The 15,282-nt window shown below is 53.9% G+C and carries 19 protein-coding genes and 1 pseudogene; 11 read left to right on the forward strand and 9 right to left on the reverse strand.

From position 1 onward, the window contains the following. Positions 1 to 31 precede the first annotated feature (31 nt). Positions 32 to 151, forward strand: coding sequence for a photosystem II protein Y (locus tag ACQ4N7_RS03055; protein WP_106871929.1), 120 nt, complete (start codon positions 32 to 34; stop codon positions 149 to 151). Between the two features lie 113 nt (positions 152 to 264). On the opposite strand, the gene ACQ4N7_RS03060 is transcribed toward ACQ4N7_RS03055, so the two are convergent. Further along, positions 265 to 915 (reverse strand): non-canonical purine NTP pyrophosphatase, encoded by a 651-nt coding sequence (locus ACQ4N7_RS03060; RefSeq protein ID WP_430710156.1) that lies wholly within the window; start codon positions 913 to 915, stop codon positions 265 to 267. A 179-nt stretch (positions 916 to 1,094) separates the two neighbouring features. Between ACQ4N7_RS03060 and ACQ4N7_RS03065 the strand changes: the two genes are divergently transcribed. Then, positions 1,095 to 2,849, forward strand: a complete 1,755-nt coding sequence (locus tag ACQ4N7_RS03065) for an ABC transporter ATP-binding protein (RefSeq protein WP_430710157.1) — start codon at positions 1,095 to 1,097, stop codon at positions 2,847 to 2,849. Between the two features lie 82 nt (positions 2,850 to 2,931). Beyond that, positions 2,932 to 3,612: a DUF4033 domain-containing protein gene (locus ACQ4N7_RS03070; RefSeq protein WP_430710158.1), complete on the forward strand. Its 681-nt coding sequence runs from the start codon at positions 2,932 to 2,934 to the stop codon at positions 3,610 to 3,612. Between the two features lie 81 nt (positions 3,613 to 3,693). Here ACQ4N7_RS03070 and ACQ4N7_RS03075 read toward each other — a convergent pair whose 3' ends face one another. Next, on the reverse strand, positions 3,694 to 3,957 hold the full coding sequence (locus tag ACQ4N7_RS03075; RefSeq protein ID WP_430710159.1) for a hypothetical protein: 264 nt from the start codon (positions 3,955 to 3,957) through the stop codon (positions 3,694 to 3,696). A 385-nt stretch (positions 3,958 to 4,342) separates the two neighbouring features. Here ACQ4N7_RS03075 and ACQ4N7_RS03080 point away from each other — a divergent pair, with 385 nt between their 5' ends. The 5 genes from ACQ4N7_RS03080 to ACQ4N7_RS03100 all read left to right on the forward strand — a co-directional run bounded on the left by ACQ4N7_RS03080 (position 4,343) and on the right by ACQ4N7_RS03100 (position 9,396). Continuing rightward, positions 4,343 to 5,368: an ABC transporter ATP-binding protein gene (locus tag ACQ4N7_RS03080; RefSeq protein WP_430710160.1), complete on the forward strand. Its 1,026-nt coding sequence runs from the start codon at positions 4,343 to 4,345 to the stop codon at positions 5,366 to 5,368. A gap of 128 nt (positions 5,369 to 5,496) precedes the next feature. Continuing rightward, positions 5,497 to 6,309 (forward strand): ABC transporter permease, encoded by an 813-nt coding sequence (locus ACQ4N7_RS03085; protein ID WP_430710161.1) that lies wholly within the window; start codon positions 5,497 to 5,499, stop codon positions 6,307 to 6,309. 108 nt (positions 6,310 to 6,417) lie between these two features. After that, positions 6,418 to 7,983 (forward strand): GldG family protein, encoded by a 1,566-nt coding sequence (locus ACQ4N7_RS03090; RefSeq protein WP_430710162.1) that lies wholly within the window; start codon positions 6,418 to 6,420, stop codon positions 7,981 to 7,983. A gap of 209 nt (positions 7,984 to 8,192) precedes the next feature. Beyond that, on the forward strand, positions 8,193 to 8,678 hold the full coding sequence (locus tag ACQ4N7_RS03095; protein ID WP_430710163.1) for a DUF4079 domain-containing protein: 486 nt from the start codon (positions 8,193 to 8,195) through the stop codon (positions 8,676 to 8,678). Positions 8,679 to 8,799: 121 nt separating this feature from the next. Next, positions 8,800 to 9,396 (forward strand): Uma2 family endonuclease, encoded by a 597-nt coding sequence (locus ACQ4N7_RS03100; protein WP_430710164.1) that lies wholly within the window; start codon positions 8,800 to 8,802, stop codon positions 9,394 to 9,396. Positions 9,397 to 9,470: 74 nt separating this feature from the next. Here ACQ4N7_RS03100 and ACQ4N7_RS03105 read toward each other — a convergent pair whose 3' ends face one another. The 3 genes from ACQ4N7_RS03105 to ACQ4N7_RS03115 all read right to left on the reverse strand — a co-directional run bounded on the left by ACQ4N7_RS03105 (position 9,471) and on the right by ACQ4N7_RS03115 (position 12,116). Further along, complete coding sequence (locus ACQ4N7_RS03105) at positions 9,471 to 9,680, reverse strand: hypothetical protein (RefSeq protein WP_430710165.1); 210 nt, start codon at positions 9,678 to 9,680, stop codon at positions 9,471 to 9,473. A gap of 467 nt (positions 9,681 to 10,147) precedes the next feature. Then, on the reverse strand, positions 10,148 to 11,095 hold the full coding sequence (locus ACQ4N7_RS03110) for a hypothetical protein (RefSeq protein ID WP_430710166.1): 948 nt from the start codon (positions 11,093 to 11,095) through the stop codon (positions 10,148 to 10,150). A 7-nt stretch (positions 11,096 to 11,102) separates the two neighbouring features. Next, the gene (locus ACQ4N7_RS03115) at positions 11,103 to 12,116 is read right to left on the reverse strand and encodes a DGQHR domain-containing protein (protein WP_430710167.1); all 1,014 of its coding nucleotides are present in this window, start codon (positions 12,114 to 12,116) and stop codon (positions 11,103 to 11,105) included. Positions 12,117 to 12,217: 101 nt separating this feature from the next. On the opposite strand from ACQ4N7_RS03115, the pseudogene ACQ4N7_RS03120 reads away from it, so the two are divergent. From ACQ4N7_RS03120 to ACQ4N7_RS03130, 3 genes and pseudogenes are all read left to right on the forward strand, one after another. Then, positions 12,218 to 12,484: pseudogene (locus tag ACQ4N7_RS03120) on the forward strand (Uma2 family endonuclease); the annotation flags it as partial. 91 nt (positions 12,485 to 12,575) lie between these two features. Continuing rightward, positions 12,576 to 12,836 carry a type II toxin-antitoxin system ParD family antitoxin gene (locus tag ACQ4N7_RS03125; protein ID WP_430710168.1) on the forward strand — a complete coding sequence of 87 codons (261 nt, stop codon included), beginning with the start codon at positions 12,576 to 12,578 and terminating at the stop codon, positions 12,834 to 12,836. Next, a complete protein-coding gene (locus ACQ4N7_RS03130; protein WP_430710169.1) occupies positions 12,836 to 13,150 on the forward strand; it encodes a type II toxin-antitoxin system RelE/ParE family toxin in 315 nt (104 codons plus the stop codon). Before ACQ4N7_RS03125 ends, ACQ4N7_RS03130 begins: the two co-directional genes overlap by 1 nt. A gap of 1 nt (position 13,151) precedes the next feature. Here the strand turns inward: ACQ4N7_RS03130 and ACQ4N7_RS03135 are convergent, their stop codons facing one another. The 4 genes from ACQ4N7_RS03135 to ACQ4N7_RS03150 form a co-directional block, all read right to left on the reverse strand. Then, positions 13,152 to 13,610, reverse strand: a complete 459-nt coding sequence (locus tag ACQ4N7_RS03135) for a YaiI/YqxD family protein (protein WP_430710170.1) — start codon at positions 13,608 to 13,610, stop codon at positions 13,152 to 13,154. A 111-nt stretch (positions 13,611 to 13,721) separates the two neighbouring features. After that, positions 13,722 to 13,889, reverse strand: coding sequence for a hypothetical protein (locus ACQ4N7_RS03140; RefSeq protein WP_430710171.1), 168 nt, complete (start codon positions 13,887 to 13,889; stop codon positions 13,722 to 13,724). Continuing rightward, positions 13,876 to 14,133 carry a hypothetical protein gene (locus tag ACQ4N7_RS03145; protein WP_430710172.1) on the reverse strand — a complete coding sequence of 86 codons (258 nt, stop codon included), beginning with the start codon at positions 14,131 to 14,133 and terminating at the stop codon, positions 13,876 to 13,878. The genes ACQ4N7_RS03140 and ACQ4N7_RS03145 overlap by 14 nt, the downstream gene beginning before the upstream one ends. 107 nt (positions 14,134 to 14,240) lie before the next feature. Continuing rightward, positions 14,241 to 15,233: an NAD(P)H-dependent glycerol-3-phosphate dehydrogenase gene (locus tag ACQ4N7_RS03150; protein ID WP_430710173.1), complete on the reverse strand. Its 993-nt coding sequence runs from the start codon at positions 15,231 to 15,233 to the stop codon at positions 14,241 to 14,243. Between the last annotated feature and the right edge of the window lie 49 nt (positions 15,234 to 15,282).

Below are 15,282 nucleotides of genomic sequence, written 5' to 3' on the forward strand. Positions count from 1 at the left end.
TTAAGTAAAACGTTTTAGGAGGGCATGCCCGATGGACTGGCGAGTCGTTGTTGTTTTACTGCCGATTGCTGTAGCCGCAAGCTGGGCTGTGTTTAACATTGGTCGGGCTGCTCTGGGGCAACTGCAAGATTTCCTTAACCGTGAGGCCTAGCCTGCCAATCTAGTCTGAAAGGGTTCCAGCTTGGCCCGAAAGAGCGATCGCCCTTTTGCGATCGCAGGTTAGAACGCAATCTTTAGCCCTGGAATGGCTCAGTCAACACTGGCTCACTCCAGGGCTAGTTTTTTGAGATCGGGCATCAGCTGGGCAAAAGCAATACCTCGATGGCTATTGGCGTCTTTTTGGGCGGGCGACATTTCAGCAAAGCTTTTACCCAGGGCGGGCAGGTAGAAGATCGGGTCATAGCCAAAGCCCCCTGTGCCCTGCGGCTCAAACAAGATTTCGCCGTGGCAGATGCCCTCAGTTTCAAGCACGATGTCGCCGCTGGGGTTGGCGAGAGCCAGGGCGCAAACAAACTGAGCGCTGCGATCCGTTCCGGAATCGCCCCTTTGGGTGGCTCCTTGAGCATCGCGTTCGCCCCCCTGGGCGGGGCCTTGCCCATCGCCCACTGCCGCCAGCTCCCGCAGCAGGCGATCGATTCTGGCCTGGTCGCTGTCGGCGTAGCGGGCTGAGTAGATGCCAGGGGCACCGCCGAGGGCGTGCACCTCAAGGCCAGAATCGTCGGCGATCGCCCACTGATTTAGCGCCTTGGCTACCCCCACCGCCTTCAGCCGCGCATTCTCTAGAAACGTGGATCCGGTTTCTTCAATATCAATCTCGTCGGGTTTGAGCTCAAGCTGCCAACCCAGCTCGTTTAGGTACACCTGCATTTCTTTGAGCTTGCCGGGGTTGCCGGTGGCGACAATAACGGTAGGCATTCGCAATCTATCCCTCAAACGTGGGCTACGGGTCGATTGTAGTGCCTTGCCTTTCAAGCTCAACCTGAGGACTTAAGTAGGAGACACAGCGGGGGGCACAAAATGGCACAGGGCCAAAGCAGATCGAGCCTAAACCTGGTAGCGTGGTTGAACAGTGATCGCGATCGCGAAGGTTTCCCTTGACCCCAAAGCGCCCCCCCCAAGGCTCCAACTACTGGACGCTTGCCCCCTACGTGCGGCGCGAGTGGCCTACTATCTTTCAGGCGCTGTTGGGCACCATCATTTTTGTCTCCTACTGGCCAATTTTGGCCTGGCTGTCGGGCAACATTCTGGCCCAGCTAGCAGACGGCAATGTGCGGTTGGTCATCCGATTTATCGCTATCACCATGGCCGGGTTTGCGATCCAAAAGATCGGTCAGTACATTCAAGATTCGCTGATGGCCAAGGCTGCCCTGGAGGTGGCCTTTAATTTGCGCCGCGATGTCTATACCCACATTCATCGGCTCAGTCTGACCTACTTTGAGCGCAGCCAAACCGGCGATCTCTCCTACCGCCTGACTGAAGATATCGATCGCATTGGTGAGGTGGTACAAAAGCTGTTCCACGACTTTCTGCCATCGGTCTTGCAGCTAGTGGTGGTGCTGGGCTACATGGTCTACCTCAACTGGCAGCTCACGTTGACGGCGGTAGTTTTGGTGCCCATATTAGCCGTGCTGGCGGGGTGGTTTGGCGAGCAAATGCTTAAGTTCTCGCGGCGCAGCCAAAACCTGGTGTCTGACCTGTCATCGCTGGTGACCGAAGTGTTTAGCGGCATTCGCCTGGTGCGAGCCTTTGCCGCCGAAGACTACGAAGTCGAGCGTTTTACCGTAGAGGCCGAGAAAAATCGTCAGGCCAAATACAAAGCCGCCTGGCTTCAAGCCGTGCAGTACCCGGTGGTGGGCTTTACCTACGCCGTGGTGGTGATGCTTATTTTGCTGGTGGGCACCTGGCAAATCGCCGAAGGCAACCTGACTGGCGCTTCCTTTGGCAGCTACGTGGTGGCCGCCCTGATGCTGATCGACCCGGTTAACCACGTCATTATTAACTACGGCGAGTTTAAGCAGGGCGAGGCGTCTGTGGATCGCGTCATTGAGCTGCTGGATCTTGAGCCAGCGGTACGCGAGTTGCCCACGGCGAAGGAGATGCCCCCAGTTACTGGCCGAGTTGAGTATCGCAACGTCACCTTTGGCTACGAGGCCGATGAGCCGGTGCTGCGGAACCTGGATCTGCTCGCCCTACCCGGCGAAAAAATTGCCCTGGTGGGCTCCTCGGGGGCGGGCAAATCGACCCTGGTCAACCTGCTGCCCCGCTTTTACGACCCTCAGTCGGGCCAAATCTTTATTGACGGTATCGATGTGGCCACGGTGACGCTGCGCAGCCTGCGGCGGCAGATCGGCATTGTGCCTCAAGAAACCACGCTGTTCTCGGGCACGATCGCCCAAAACATTGCCTTTGGCCAAAAAGACTTTGACATCGAAGCGGTCGAAGCAGCCGCCCGCATTGCCAACGCCCACGACTTTATCAGCCAGTTTTCCCAGGGCTACTACACCTGGATGGGCGAACGCGGCGTCAACCTGTCAGGTGGTCAGCGGCAGCGGGTGGCGATCGCCCGAGCCGTGCTGCTCAACCCCCGCATTCTAATTTTGGATGAGGCCACCTCAGCGCTGGATGCCGAGTCTGAGGCACTGGTGCAGGAGGCGCTGGAGCGGTTGATGAGCGATCGCACCGTATTCATCATTGCCCATCGCCTGGCCACCGTGCGCGACGCCGATCGCATTCTGGTGATGGAAAAGGGTCAGGTGATTGAAGCCGGTACCCACAGCGAGCTGCTGGCCAACCAGAGCCGCTACGCCCAATTTTACGCTCAGCAGTTTGCGGGCAGCGTCGAGGGCTAGTTCGGGCTTTACCCCTGCGGGGGCACTGTCACCGGGCCGGGGTAGGTACTACTCTAGGGTAAGTACTTATTCCTGGTTTGCTATGGCGTCGCCCCCGGCCACCGGTCTTGGCCCCACCTCAGAGAAAGCGGTTTACCAAGATGGTCTGGGCGATCGCCTGTTCATCTGGCTATTCAGCCGCAAAATGGCGAAGGCCGTGGGCAAAAACACCGCCCGCAGCGGCTACGACGGCTTTGTGGATTTGTCGAGCCAAATCATGCAGGGCCGCAACGCCCAGCAGCAGCAGGCCCTGGTGGCGGTGGTGCTCAAGTCTCTGGTGCCCGCCCAGGTTCTCTGGCTGATTCGAAACCTGTTTGCGCCCACCCGGCTGGTGTGCGAACTCAACGCCTGGTTTGCCACGCAGCTGTTTGAGTGGCTGGTTGGCCCCTGCGAGGTCAAAACCGTAGAATTCACCGACGCCCAGGGGCAGGTGCGCCAGCAGCGCAGCGGCGTCCACATTAAAAAATGCCGCTACCTCGACGAAAGCCGCTGCGTTGGCATGTGCGTCAACATGTGCAAGCTGCCCACCCAGCGCTTCTTTACCGAAGACTTCGGCATTCCCCTCACTATGGTGCCGAACTTTGAAGACTTCAGCTGCGAAATGATCTTTGGCCAGCCGCCGCCGCCACTAGAAACCGAGGATGCCTACAATCAGCCCTGTCTGGTCGATCACTGCTCCCTAGCCACCCGCGATCCTCAGCCCTGCCCTAAGGTCAGGAACTGAGCGCTTCGTCCAGGGTCTGCTCATACTCCTCCAGCGCTGCTAACACCGACTCCAGCTCTTGTTGGTTCGCCTCGCTAGGGTCTAGTTGATATCGGATTTTGGCTTGGCGGTAGCGTACTTCTTGTCGATCTCTAAGAGCCGTCTGTTGATCTCTTCGAGCTTCCTCTCTCTCGCGGCGAGCTTCGCGTTCTCTTGCTTCAGCCTCGCGGTCTCCTTCTCGATTTCGACGGTTCCACTCAACGCCGAAATTAGCCAGTGCAGCCAGGAGGGCTGCCACAGTGAGTCTGTTACTCCAGAGCTGGGGCTGGGCGACGATGCTGAGGAATCTAAAGTCTTGTTCGCCATAGAAGCGCAGAAATGCAATAGCGATTACGAGTACCGTGACTAGACTGCCAGGCAACAATCCCAGAAAGTTGATCCACACCTGACGCTTGAATAGGTCCATTGTAAGCGATCGCCTTTGGCCCAATGGACTTGGCCATTGTAGTCGAGAGTAGCGAGGGGGAGGGTGGATGGGTCGGTGGGTGGATGGGTCGGTGGATGGGTGACGGTCCCTGAGCGGAGTCGTTTGCCCTGTGGACAGGCTTCGCCAACGCGCTAGCGTCTCCCGTAGGGAGACAGGGGGGATGAGGAGCAGATTAGATTGGGCGACTTAAACGCAATGGGAGAAATAATCGCTACTGTAATCAGCAGTACAATATCCACTGGTTTGCTGGCGGTTCCTACATCCATGATTGAAGTTGAGCACCTGAGTAAGACTTACGGGTCTACCACGGCCATTCAAGACATCACCTTTGGGGCACAGCCGGGGGAGATTTTGGGCTTTTTGGGGCCAAACGGGGCGGGTAAAACCACCACCATGCGAATTTTGGCCGGATACCTGCCCGCCTCTGAGGGCACCGCCCGCGTAGCAGGCTACGACGTGCACACCGATTCGATGGCGGTGCGGCAGCGGATTGGCTACCTGCCCGAGTCGCCGCCGCTGTACCCGGACATGACGGTGCAGGGGTTTCTCAACTTTGTGGCCAAAATCAAGGGGGTGCCCGCCGATCTGCGCCAGCAGCGCGCCGATATTGCGATGGACCACTGCGGTCTGCTCGACAAGCGCAAGGTGCTGATTCGCAAGCTTTCCAAGGGCTATCGTCAGCGGGTGGGCATTGCCCAGGCGATCATCCACGACCCGCCGGTCATTATTTTGGATGAACCAACGGTAGGCTTGGATCCACGTCAGATTAATGAGGTGCGGCAGCTAATCAAGGGACTGGCGGGCAGCCACACCATCATTCTCTCCACCCACATTTTGCCGGAGGTGAGCATGACCTGCGATCGCGTCACCATCATCAACCGGGGCCAGGTGGTCGCTACCGATACCCCCGACAACCTCACCACCCGCCTCTCTGGCGAATCGGCCTACGAGCTTGAAATTAAAGGCGATGTGGATACTGCTCAACGCCTGCTGAGCGAGCTGGCCCCCGTCCGTCAGGTGGCGCTACTCGGCCTGGAGCACCTGCCGGAGTATCATCACCGGCTGCGAGTGAGCGCAGAAGCCGATCGGGGTCTGGGCGCTGTTATGTCTGCTGCCCTGGTCAACGCTGGCCTCGAACTCCACGAACTGCGTCGCCAACAGGCCACCCTCGAAGACGTCTTCCTCAACCTCACTACCACCGAACCCGCCACGGGAGCCACGGCACCGCCCGAAGCACTCACTCCCGAACTCTCTACAGCCCAACCAACGCCAGAACAATTCGAAGCCTAGCGATTTTGGGTTTTAGATTCTGGCTTTCCCCCTCATCCTCACCCCTTCGACTCCGCTCCCCTTCGACTCCGCTCAGGGACCGCCACCCATCCACCCACCTACCCGCCCACCCATCCACTCCACTCCCCATGACCCTTCTCTTCAAAAACATCCTCGCCATCTACCAGCGGGAGCTACAGAGCTACTTCGCGTCGCCGCTGCCTTACATCATCGCCGCCGTGTTCTGGCTGCTGGGGGGCTTCTTCTTAGTCGCCATTCTGCTGGGGCCGCAGGGGATTTTGGCCCAGGCGGCGATGGCGGATCAGGCAGTGCAGATGGGGCTGCCCACGCCGCCGCCCTTTGATGTGGCCTACGAGTTCAACAAGGCCTACGTGGGACTGTTGGGGTCGCTGTCGATGTTTGTGCTGCCTATGCTGTCGATGGGGCTTTACGCCGACGAACGCAAGCAGGGCACCCTGGAGCTGCTGGCGACCTCGCCCGTGACAAACTGGGCGGTGGCCCTGGGCAAGCTGCTGGCGGTGGTGAGCTTTTACATTGCGATGGTGCTGCCGCTGATGGTGTGCCAGTCGATCGCCCTGGGGGCTGCCGAACCGGCTACGGGGTCGGGGGTATTTTTGCTGTCGCACCTGGGTCTGGTGCTGATGGCCGCCAGCGTGCTGGCCCTGGGTATGTTCATTTCGTCGCTGACCGAGAGCACCGTGCTGGCGGCGATTATGACCTTTGCGCTGATTTTGCTGCTGTGGCTGGTGGATGCAGTGGCTCAGGGGCTGCCGGGGGTGGTGGGGCAGGCGATCGCGCATCTATCCCTACTCAAGCATTTCACCGACTTCACCGAAGGCATTTTTGACACGGGCGGGCTGGTGCTGTTTCTCTCCTTTATTGGCCTGGGGTTGTACTTGACGGCCCAGTCGATTGAAACCCTCCGGTTCCAGCGATCCTAGTGCTTTGTCAATCTAAAGAATTGGAGATCTTGTAGGTTGGGTGGAACGAAGTGAAACCCAACAGTCCAAACAGTTCATTGAACGTGCAGCAGGTTAGTAGTAGCGGTTATGGCGATGAAAGCGTTTGCGGGCTACCAAAAGTATTTGAAATATCTAGCCTTGCCGGGGCTGGCCCTGGTCACGGCGGGGCTGATTGCGGGCATTGTGGCGGGGTGGACTCTGCTGCCTGCGGGCCTGCTGATTGGGGGCATTGGCCTGCTGCTGCTGGGTCTGGTGCTGGGCAACCAGGGGCAGGGGCGGTTCTGGGCGCAGCGATCGACCGAAGCGGGGGCCAATGCACTGGTGTCGACCCTGGCGGTGCTAGCCATTTTGGCGCTGGTCAACTTTTTGGCGGTGCGCTACGCCAGCCGGGTTGACCTGACCGAGAACCAGCTGTTTACCCTCGCGCCTCAGTCGCAGGAGGTGGTGCGATCGCTCGAAAACCCCACCCGCGTTGTCGTCTTTGACCCATTGCCCAACCCCCAAGACCGGCAGCTGCTCGAAAGCTACCGCCAGGCCGGGCCGCAGTTTACCTTTGACTACGTCAACCCTTACAACGACCCGCGCCAGGCCCAGGAGTTTGGCGCTACCCAGACGGGCATGGTGTTCGTCGAAAGCGGCGAAACCCGCCGCTTTTTGCAGAATGTTGGCCCCAACGAGCGATTGTCGGAGCGAACGCTGACCAACGCGCTCGATCAGGTGGTGAGCGATCGCGCCCTCACCGTCTACTTCACTCAGGGTCATCAAGAGTTTGCCATTGACGGCAGCGACACCGGCTTTTTGCAGGCCGCCACCGCCCTTGAAGACAAAAGCGCCGTCGTTCAACCGCTGGATCTATCGCAGACAGGTGAAGTGCCCGACGACGCCAGTGTGGTGGTGGTGGCTGGCCCCGCCGCCGAGTTTTTTGATGCTGAAGTCGAGGCTCTGAAAACCTACCTAGACGGCGGCGGCAGCGTCATGCTGCTAATCGACCCGCGCACCAGCCCCGGTCTGGGCACCCTGCTCGACCCCTGGGGCGTTACCCTCGACGATCGTATCGTGCTCGACACCTCAGGCAGTGGCCAACTAGTCGGCCTTGGCCCCGCCGCGCCCCTGGTCACCGACTACGGCGATCACCCCATTACCCGCGACTTTGGCGGCGGGCGATCGTTCTTTCCCCTGGTGCGCCCGATCAATGTGGAAGAAGTACCGGGGGTGACGGCAACGCCCATTTTGCAGAGCAATCCCCAGAGTCGGGCCGAGTCTCTCTCGGCGGAGGGCGAGCTACAGTACGACGAAAACGCTCCCCCCTCTGGCCCCTATACCCTGGGCGTTGCCCTCAGCCGCCCGGTCGAAGGAGCCACCGCTGCCGAAGGCGAACCACCACCGGAGTCTCGCCTGGTGGTGATCGGCAACGCCACCTTTGCCACCGACGGGCTATTTGAGCAACAGCTAAACGGCGATGTCTTTCTCAATGCCATCAGCTGGCTGGGGCAGCAGACCGATGCCACTCTATCTATTCGTCCGCGCGAAGTTACCAACCGTCGCATTAGCCTCACGGTGCAGCAGCAGATTGGTCTGGGGGTCTTTGCCCTGCTGGTGCTGCCTGCGATAGGCCTGGGCCTGGCGGTACTGATGTGGCTACGGCGACGGTAGCTCCCGGTTGATACTGCAAACGTCCTGTCAGGTTAAGACAAACTTGACATAGGAGCATGCCGGATGACACTTGGCATGCCCCTGTGAAAGTCGTCGCTGTCAACGTCCTGTGTGCCCTTCACTAATCCACAGCTTTATCTATGCCTTTCGGTAGAGAAAATGTGGCACCTTAGAAAGGGCGCTTTTCACTGCTCTGTTGGGAGAGGATCATGGTTTCTACAATTCGCGGCTATCTACAGCCCATTGCCGACTTCTTTGCCGGGTTTGGCACCCCCGAGCCGATCGTTCACTGGGGTCACCCGCTGATGATGGGCATCGTTATCTTTGTCATGGGTAGTTTTACCGCCTACCTGGGTTGGAAGGGCCGCATCGGCGACGACGACCCCCAGAAAAAAGCCGAAAACCGCCACACTCACAAGCGCCTGGCCCTGTGGATGTTTACCTTCATTAGCCTGGGCTATACCGGCGGCGTGCTGTCGCTGGTGATGCAGGAGCAAGAGATTTTTCAAAGCCCCCACTTCTGGACGGGCAGCCTGGTGATTGCCCTACTGGGGCTGAATGGAGCGATCTCGTTTAGCAAGTTTGGCGGCGGCAAAGCATCCCTGCGTACCGCCCACGCCTACCTGGGCAGCGTGGCCCTGGCGGTGATGTTTGTCCACGCCTTTTTGGGGCTGCGCCTGGGCCTGTCGATTTAGTTATGCCGCCTGAATTCGGTTGAGCGCAATGGGGAGAAGGCCTGCATCAACAGCCGCTACCCTTGGTTACGATAAGGCATACGATGTTGCGCCGGAAGTATTGCGCCGGAAAGACTGGGCTATGACGTCTACTCCCCTTCGGACTCTGCCTATTGACGATCAGCGTTTGGTTTACGCGGGCATTAGCTGGCAGCAGTTCAAGCTCATTCAGGCCGGGTTTGCCCAGTCGCCAGGGGTGCGGCTGGGCTACTACCACAACACCATTGAGATTCTGATGCCAGGGCGCGACCACGAAATGTTTAGTCGGCTAATTGGTTTCTTGATTGGCCTGTTTTGTCTGGAGAACGCGATCGAATTTGAGCCCACTGGCTCTATGACCCAGGAAAAAGAAGGGGAAGTCTCTGCCCAGGCGGATGAATCCTACTGTTTTGGTGAGTCTAAACCAATCCCTGACCTGGCTATTGAAGTGGTTTTTACCAGCGGCGGCATGGGTAAGTTACAGCGCTATCAAGCGCTTGGGGTGCCCGAGGTGTGGTTTTGGGAAGATGGCGTGTTTAGCCTGCACCGACTACGAGGCGATGGGTACGAATCTATCGATCGCAGTGAAATTCCAGAACTGGCGACCCTGGATATAACGGTGCTGAGCCGCTGTGTGTTGCTAGCCCAAACGTCTCGCCTGGAAGCCGCTAACGAATTTCGCCAAGGATTGCGATCCTAAAGCCATCCCTTGAAGGCATCAGCCAAAACATATGGGAGCCCCCGCAGAAAGCTGTTTTCTGCGGGGGCTTTTAGCTACTCGCCTGCTGGGGCGTAGCGGCGAGTGTGGATGGCGAGATATTCGCCCTCGCGACCTGTGGGGATGAGCTTGGACCAGCGATCGGGGTCGGCATAGCCGATCGCCCCCAGCTGGTGAATGGTGTCGCGCACGGCCCCGTAGTCACCGATCGCGATCAGGCGCACCAGTTCTTGGTTGCGCACGGGCAACTGAAATTCGTAAGTCATGGGTGTTCACCTTCGGTAAAGAAAACGGGGAACCGCCTAGGGCATCCCGTCAGGGTGCCGTACCGAAGGCTTGACCTAAAATAGGTTCAGGCATTTCGGCTTAGTCACGATAAGTCCGGAATGATTAGGGTTGTGAGAGAGCTGGTACCTCTCGCACAACCCGCCTAAACCATTCCCCGCAAGAAACAATGTACTAGATATGTTCTGAAATCTCAACCATATTGATAGGAAGTTACAGTTAGCTTGCATGAATTACAAAATTCCCGTTCTACCTTTGCAAATCAGCTTAGCTCACTATATGAATTGAATTATTGATAGTATCTAAAGCAGATAAGGATTTTGATATTATTATTTTGCTAGAGAAACTTGGCCCCAATTAAAGTCTCGCCAAATTTTAAGTGGGTTTAATTTTTGATATAAGTTCAGCGAGTTAAAACTCAAAAAATGTAGGCTCAAACAATGTAGGTTCAACAAAGCCTCTCAAGCTCAATTTTCTTCATCTTAATAGCTTTATTGTACAGGCTAATACTACTAGGATATCTTTGCAGCACCTCGTCAAACAACTTACTACTAAGATGAAAAAGATACATTCCTATTAAATTCATGAATTGATTGCGGGAATCTATATCATCCTTCCTGATATCAGCCTTTAGAATTGCCTTGCCAATGTCATCCATAACATCCTTGTTCAAATTAAAATAAAACAAGTTATCTATATCATCACAAGCATATTTGCAATTATAATTAACATCATTACGGAGCGTAGAGAAGAAAGTTTTTCCATGACATCCGAACGCTTCAACTATTTTAAGAAGAACAGCCTTTTCCAATTGCTTTGGACTACTTCTAGATTGCATCCTGTAGAATTCAATGTATATTCTATGCCAAGTGCCTTCATGAACTTTTAGAGGAGATTTTTTGAATTCTAAAACAATTTCATCTCCATCTTTTTCCTTCAAATCAAAGGAGTAATTTCCCGAACTAAGCTGAACTGACTCTGAAAGTAGAATTGTAAATAATTCCGAAATTTTTTGAGCTTCTCGCGAATCCAAATAAGTAAACCCCTGATGCATCATTCGCAAAAGACAAGTGGCACAAAAAAAGTTAGCGTAGTAATTTGTCACCAGAAGCCAACTGCGATTAACAACATCCTCGATTTTCATGAGATCGTTGAATTGAAGGGATGCTCTTAAATAAAAAAGAATGATTTCATTCAGTAATGCTTTTTGAAAAATACCGCTTTCAAGACGAATTAAATAACTATTGTTCGAAATGTTTTCTACCTTCCTAACGTTTTGGTAAATTATATTTTTAATTCTAAAATAATCCCTGTCTATCTTTGATGGGTTATGCTGGATCAAGGGAATTATAAATTCGTTTTTTAATGACAAAAAATTGCTGGCAAAAATAGTCATTTTAATTTCAATCAAAAATATTATCCGGGAGATCCTTAGAAATCTTTCCGTATTCGAAGACTTCTCTTTTCATATCATTAATGACTTTTTGAAGGGTTGCTTTATTCGTTCCAGTGTATAAATCATATTCTAGTTTTGAAATTGGCTCTACAACTTTGTAAATAGATTCAACTTTTAGATTTCCATATTCTTTAAGCGACTTCTCTGTCACGTCATTAAAGAGCGATAAAACCGCTTTGAATATTGTTGCAGAAGTTAACTTTGCCCTCCTGCTATTGCTTTCTATTAAAGCTCTTTCAATAGCTTCAAGGTAGTTTTTTAATCCTTTATAAATTATATCAACGCTCTTGTCCTGGAAATAAACGTTCTCAAATATCGCATCTGTTGATGAATTAAAAGTAGTCCTAGAAATTTTTCCAACTCGACTCTTGTCTTTCGAAAATTGGCCTGCCAAACATGAATCTAAGTTAAGCCTATTAAGAAGGTCTCTTTGCTTTTCTTCTTTTTTCGTCTCTTTACCGCTTAAGTGCTTAATATCTAGAAGCAAAGTTGTTGGAACACCTTTTTGCGTAGTATTTATATCTATAAATAGAGAAACTTCGTCTGACGTTTTCAAGCTCTTAAAGATTATCACTGGAATATCATAATCATGTTCGGACGTAAATAATCCATACAACCGATGCTGGCCATCAATAGCCAAAAATCCATGCTGCAAAATATCGAAACTAATAGTTGAATCTTTTGTATTAAATTTAAAGTCTATATGATCTTGAGCACTTAAGATAACTGATGATGGTATTATGCCTCCAATTTTGTCGAGATATTGAGCAATATCTCTTGCTCGCGGTTTATTCAAAACTCTTTGAAAACCTTTCTCCGGGTCTTCATCTCGTCTAGAGACGTAGCATGTTTTTTCTAAGATAGAGCTATTAATAATTGTCAAATAAAAAGATTTTCCGTTTTGAACACACTCAAGTGCTTTGAGTTTTATAGATCTCTTTTCTTTTTCGTGGCTTTCCATTAACTTGCTTCTCTGCTTTTTACGTGCTTACAACGATTATGACTTTACTTTGTCGATAATTATAAAGACAATAATAGCAAAACAAGCAGAACAAGCGCTAGCAAGCGCTCAACCCCGCCGAGCGAGAAACGTTTCCGCCCATCTGCCCCGATTTTGTGGTTGAGCTACGCTCTCGCAGCGACAGGCTTCAGCCCCTACAGGCTAAAATGCAGGAGTATTTGGCCAGTGGCCTTCGCTTAGGCTGGTTGATCAACCCCCAAGATCAGCAGGTTGAGATTTATCGCCCCAACCAAGCCGTTGAGCTTGTGCAGCTGCCCGCAACTTTATCTGAAGAAGCCGTACTGCCGGGGCTTGAGCTGGCGTTGTAGGAAACATCTGCAACCATAGAGGTCGTCCAGATAGTTAGAGTAGACTTAGACTACAAGAGCTTACCTTTTCTCCTGCCAGGTCAATTTTGATATGGAAATTACTCTAAAGCCTGAGCAAGAACGCTTCGTTACTGCCAAGCTTCAGCAGGGCAAATACGAAAGCATTGACGAGATATTGGCGATCGCCTTTCGCCTACTAGAAGAAAACGAGCATCGAGAGCAAGCACTTTCAGAGCTGCGATCAAAAATCGCTGCCGGAACCGAACAGATCCGTCAGGGCAAAGTCGTAGATGGCGAAGCTGTCTTTCAACATCTTCAAGAAAAACTTGATCAAATGCCGCAAGAGCAATAATGGGCATCTACGTATTCTCGGAGTTGGCAGTTCAAGATATCAACGAAATTTGTGAATTTGTTGCTCAAAACAATGTACGGGCAGCCAGTCAGTTATTTGATGCCATTCGCCAAAAATGCAAGCTGGTGTTCAATTTCCCTAATATGGGCAAAGACTACTCTTGGATTGCCCCTGATCTAAAGGGGTTTATCTATGCCGATTACGTTATTTTTTACTATCCAAAAGAAGACGGAATTGAAATTGCTCGTATCGCCTACGGTCGTCGTGATTTAGCAGCGCTATTTGAAGAGTTCGAAGACGACACGCTGCTTTGACCTACGGTTTTCTAAGATTTTGCCGGGTCAAAAAGCGATCGAGCTGATTGGCAAAGGCTTCGGTATCGCGCTGGCTAAACGGTCGCGGCCCGCCAGTTTCTACCCCGCCGCTGCGGAGTTCATCTAAAAAATTTCGCATCGATAGGCGCTCGCGAATGTTGCCCTGGTCGTAAAATTCGCCGCGCGGGTTGAGGGCATAGGCTCCTTTTGCGATCGCATCTGCCGCCAAGGGAATATCTGCCGTAACTACCAGATCGCCGGGCTGTAGCTGCTGGGCAATGTAGTTGTCGGCCACATCCAACCCCGATCGCACCTGCACCGCCTCAATATAGTCAGACCCAGGAATCTGCAACTCCTGATTCGCCACCAGCGTAGTTTTCACCCCCACTCGCTTAGCGGCCCGAAACAGAATTTCCTTAATTACATTCGGGCAAGCATCGGCATCAACCCAGATCTGCATAATATATGTGCCCCTGAGAGCGGTACACAGCAATGCCGTATCCTGCGGCTAGTCCACATGATAGGTCGTGATGGCTATTTTGCCGTCTGGGCTATAAATTGCTTCAATTCGTCATTGGGTTAGATGGTTCCACCAGACTTTGATGCGTTTGCCCTGGGCTGGGGCAGAACCTGCGCGTTGGTAACCTTCCTGCATAAGCAACATTTCAAACTCCGCAACTGGCAATATTTTGGCCGTGATTTGCGGAATGCCATCGAGCTTGTGCTTATCGAGGGTCATGCTCACCCTGATAGGTACTGTAGATGCGATAGCCCGGCAACACTATCGCAACCCCTGCCTTACTGTGAATCGTGCCTGGATAGCCTGCTTCGGGCAAACTACCGCCAAGGCGTACCCGCATAGGCCCCAACCAGCAATAAAACCCAGGAATTAGGCAGTCGAGGCTGTAGGCGATCGCTTTTAGCCGTTGGTCAATAGCCTTTGATTTAGCGGAGGGTGTAGATTGAGAATCGTTAGTGAACATAGTGCTGCGGCCAAATCAAATGCCCTAATTGGCCACATTCTATCGAGCTGCTGCAGAGCTTGGCGTTAGCTATCCACAATAATTAAGGTGTCTACTAAGAGCCTCAATTACTCACCCTGCAAGATCTCTTGATAATCTTCGGCCTTGAGCTTGCGTTCCATCAGCGCTGCGACCGCTTCTTCAGCAGAAATATCGCCCTTGAGCAACAGGTACACCTGCTGCGAGATCGGCACCGAAATTTTCTCGCGCTGGGCAATATCGTGCAGCACGTAGGCGGTGTTGACCCCCTCAGCGGTGCTGCCCAGTTCCGCCAGAATCTGCTCTAGAGACTTGCCCTGGGCCAGGCCGTAGCCGACGCGGTAGTTGCGGCTGAGGGCGCTGGTGCAGGTAGCCAGCATATCGCCCAGGCCCGAGAGGCCCAAAAAGGTTTCGGGCTGGCCGCCCAGGTGGGTGCCGATGCGCATTACTTCTGGCAGGGCGCGGGTGATTAACGCCGATCGCGCGTTTGAGCCCAGTTCTAGCCCTTCGCACACCCCAACGGCGATCGCAATCACGTTCTTCAGCGTGCCGCCCAGCTCGGCCCCCAGCGGGTCGCTGCTGCGGTAGGTGCGAAAGTTTTCGCCCGCAAACACGTGCTGCACAGCCTCGGCGGCGGTTTCATTCTCGCAGGCGATCACCGTCGCAGCGGGCAGCCCCGCCTCGATCTCTTTGGAGAGGTTGGGGCCAGAGAGCACCGCCACCGCATGGTTCGGAAACGCCCGCTGAAAGATCGCTGACGGGGTCAGCGTGGTCTCAGGGTCGAGGCCCTTCGTCGCTGTCACCAGCACCGTTGTTTCGGGAATATTCAGCCCCTTCAGCCGATTTACCAGCTCCGGCACCCCCTTCATCGAGATCGCCGACAGAATTACCTCCGCTCCGTCAACGGCCTCTTCCAGCGACAGATCGCCGCTGCGCGACCAGAGCCGCACCGTGTGGTCGTTGGTGCTGGCAATGTGGGCCAGACCCTTCCCCCAGGCCCCAGCACCGAGAATGGCGAGGGTGACCTGGCGGTGCTTGTAGGTTTCGAAGACTGGGTCGGCGGCTTGGGTGGCGGTGAGCATGGTGGGTGGATGGGTGGGTGGATGGAGGGGTGAGGAAGATGAGGGAGAT

The sequence above is a fragment of the Nodosilinea sp. AN01ver1 genome (assembly GCF_050565655.1).
Classification (GTDB): domain Bacteria; phylum Cyanobacteriota; class Cyanobacteriia; order Phormidesmidales; family Phormidesmidaceae; genus Nodosilinea.